Origin of the sequence: Henriciella sp. (assembly GCF_049649345.1) — a bacterium.
GTDB lineage: Bacteria > Pseudomonadota > Alphaproteobacteria > Caulobacterales > Hyphomonadaceae > Henriciella.
Window position 1 is genome coordinate 1 of the sequence record NZ_JBARZC010000482.1, and the last position, 2,525, is coordinate 2,525.

Below are 2,525 nucleotides of genomic sequence, written 5' to 3' on the forward strand. Positions count from 1 at the left end.
TTTCGACGCGTTCAAGAAGCGCGTCACCGAGATCGAGAAAGTCCGCGCCGAGGACAAGTCGGCGATCAAGGAACAGGTCGAGGCCATCGGTAAGAGCCTGATGCTCAACACCGCCGAGACTGGCAAGCTCGTCAACGCGCTGACCGCGCCGAAAGGCGGCGGTCGCTGGGGCGAGATGACGCTTCGCAATGTCATGGAGCAGGCCGGCCTGTCGGGTCATTGCGACTTCGACGAGCAGGTCAGCGACCAGACCGAGGACGGCCGCCAGCGGCCCGACGCCGTCATCCATCTGCCGGGCGGTCGCCAGATCGTCATCGACTCCAAGGTCTCGCTAGACGCCTATATGAATGCCGTCTCCTCAGGTGACCCGCAGCAGCGCGCCGTGCACCTGAAATCCCACGCAACCAGCGTGCAGCGCCATATCGACACGCTGGCGTCCAAGAATTATCAGTCAAATCTCGATGAACGGGTCGATTTCGTCGCCATGTTCATTCCGGGCGAGAACTTCTTTGCCGCTGCCCTCGAACATGCCCCAAACCTGCTGGAGCGGGCCTATTCCAAGAACGTCATCGTTACGACGCCCTCAACGCTGATCGGCCTCGCAAAGACGGTCTCTTATGTCTGGCGACAGGAGAAAATGGCCCAGAATGCGCGCGAGGCCGCCAAGCTCGGCGAGCAGCTCTATGAGCGCATCGCGGTCCTCGCCGGTCATATGGAAAGCGTCGGCAAGTCCCTGAACGGCGCCGTGACCCATTACAACAAGATGTCCTCCTCGCTCGACAAGCGCGTCCTGCCGACCATGCGCCGCTTCGAAGAGCTCTCCATCGCGCCGCCGGACAAGACGATCCCCGAGCCAAAACGCATTGAAGCCAGCGCAGATGCAACCGACCGGACCCCGGAACTCGACTTTGATGGCAAGACCTCAAAGGCTGATAACGCAGCCTGAGACTTGCCCCATTGTTGATTTTTCGCCCGTCTCAACATATCTACGGCCCATGGCTATTCGCGAAATTCTTACCGTCCCGGACCCGCGTCTGAAGGAAGTCTCCAAGCCCGTCGAAGGCGGCGTCACGGACGAAATCCGCGCGCTGATGGATGACATGCTCGAGACGATGTATGACGCGCCGGGCATCGGCCTGGCCGCGATCCAGATCGGCGTGCCCAAGCGCGTCATCGTGATGGACCTTGCCGGCGAAGGCGAGGAGCCCGACCCGCGCTATTTCGTGAACCCCGAAATCCTGCCGCTGACCGAAGACATTGCCCCTTATGAAGAGGGCTGCCTGTCTGTGCCGGACGTGTTCGACGAAGTCGACCGGCCGACCCGCTGCCGCGTCAAATATCTCGATTACAATGGCAAGGAAGTCGAAGAGATCGCCGAAGGCATGTTCGCCGTCTGCATTCAGCACGAGATGGACCACCTCGAAGGCATCCTCTTCATCGACCACCTCTCGCGCCTCAAACGCCAGCGCGCGGTTGAGAAAGTGAAGAAGTCGACCCGCTTGAAAGCAAAAGCCAGCGCGGCGTAAGGCTCTTGGCACGTCTGTTTTCGAAAGCCTGGTTTCGCTGGACGCTCGCTCTGTCTATAGCCGTGCTTATCGTCATTCTGGTTGCCGGAAACGGCTTGTCCGGCAATGGCATGGCCGGCGCGATGCGATAGCGTGACTTGCCACCTTGCCTAATCCCCCCGCTTCGCTAGACCCCGCCACATGACGAAACCGCTCCGCATTGCCTTTATGGGAAGCCCGGATATTGCCGTGCACGTGCTCGCCGCGCTAGGTGAGGCGGGCCATAAGATCGCCTGCGTCTATTCCCAGCCGCCCCGCCCTGCCGGGCGCGGCAAGAAGCTGACGCCGACCGCCGTGCACCGCTATGCCGAGAGCCAGGGCCTGGACGTGCGCACGCCGAAATCGCTGAAACCGGCCGAAGAGAAAGCCCGTTTCGCTGCGCTCCATCTCGATGCAGCTGTCGTCGTCGCCTATGGCCTCATCCTGCCGCAGGAGGTGCTGGATGCGCCCCGCCTTGGCTGCATGAACATGCACGCCTCGCTGCTCCCCCGCTGGCGCGGCGCTGCGCCTATCCAGCGCGCCATCATGGCCGGCGACGAGATGACCGGCGTGCAGGCCATGATGATGGAAGCCGGCCTCGATACCGGCCCGGTGCTCGCGACCGAGGAAGCCCGCATCTTTCCCTTCGAGACCGCCGGCAGCCTGCATGACCGGCTCGCAGACCTCGCCTCAGAGCTTGCGCCCCGCGCGCTCGAAGGCCTTGCCGATGGCAGCCTGAAACCAGTCCCGCAGACCGAAGACGGCGCGACCTATGCGTCCAAGATCACGAGCGAAGACCGTCAGATCGACTGGAGCAAACCAGCATCGGAAATCGACTGCCAGATCCGCGGCCTCTCGCCCTTTCCCGGTGCGTGGTTCAACTGGACGCCGAAAGATGGCGAGGAGTCGATCCGCGTAAAGGCGCTGATGAGCCGCCTGTCTGAGCAGACCCATGACGCCGAACCCGGCACGCTTCTGGAC

The 2,525-nt window shown here is 62.4% G+C and carries 4 protein-coding genes; all 4 read left to right on the forward strand.

What is annotated here, in order from left to right:
• Positions 1-946 (forward strand): DNA recombination protein RmuC (locus WA989_RS13325; protein ID WP_424340978.1); only part of this gene is annotated, 946 nt, incomplete at its 5' end.
• Positions 947-995: 49 nt separating this feature from the next.
• Positions 996-1,526: a peptide deformylase gene (gene def, locus WA989_RS13330; protein WP_424340979.1), complete on the forward strand. Its 531-nt coding sequence runs from the start codon at positions 996-998 to the stop codon at positions 1,524-1,526.
• A 5-nt stretch (positions 1,527-1,531) separates the two neighbouring features.
• The gene (locus tag WA989_RS13335) at positions 1,532-1,657 is read left to right on the forward strand and encodes a hypothetical protein (protein WP_424340980.1); all 126 of its coding nucleotides are present in this window, start codon (positions 1,532-1,534) and stop codon (positions 1,655-1,657) included.
• Positions 1,658-1,706: 49 nt separating this feature from the next.
• On the forward strand, positions 1,707-2,525 hold an 819-nt coding region (gene fmt / locus WA989_RS13340), incomplete at its 3' end, for a methionyl-tRNA formyltransferase (RefSeq protein WP_424340981.1).

What these genes read in the sequence shown, in the direction of transcription:
- def (WP_424340979.1), top strand. Translation starts at nt 996, where the DNA reads ATGGCTATTCGCGAAATTCTTACCGTCCCGGACCCGCGTCTGAAGGAA.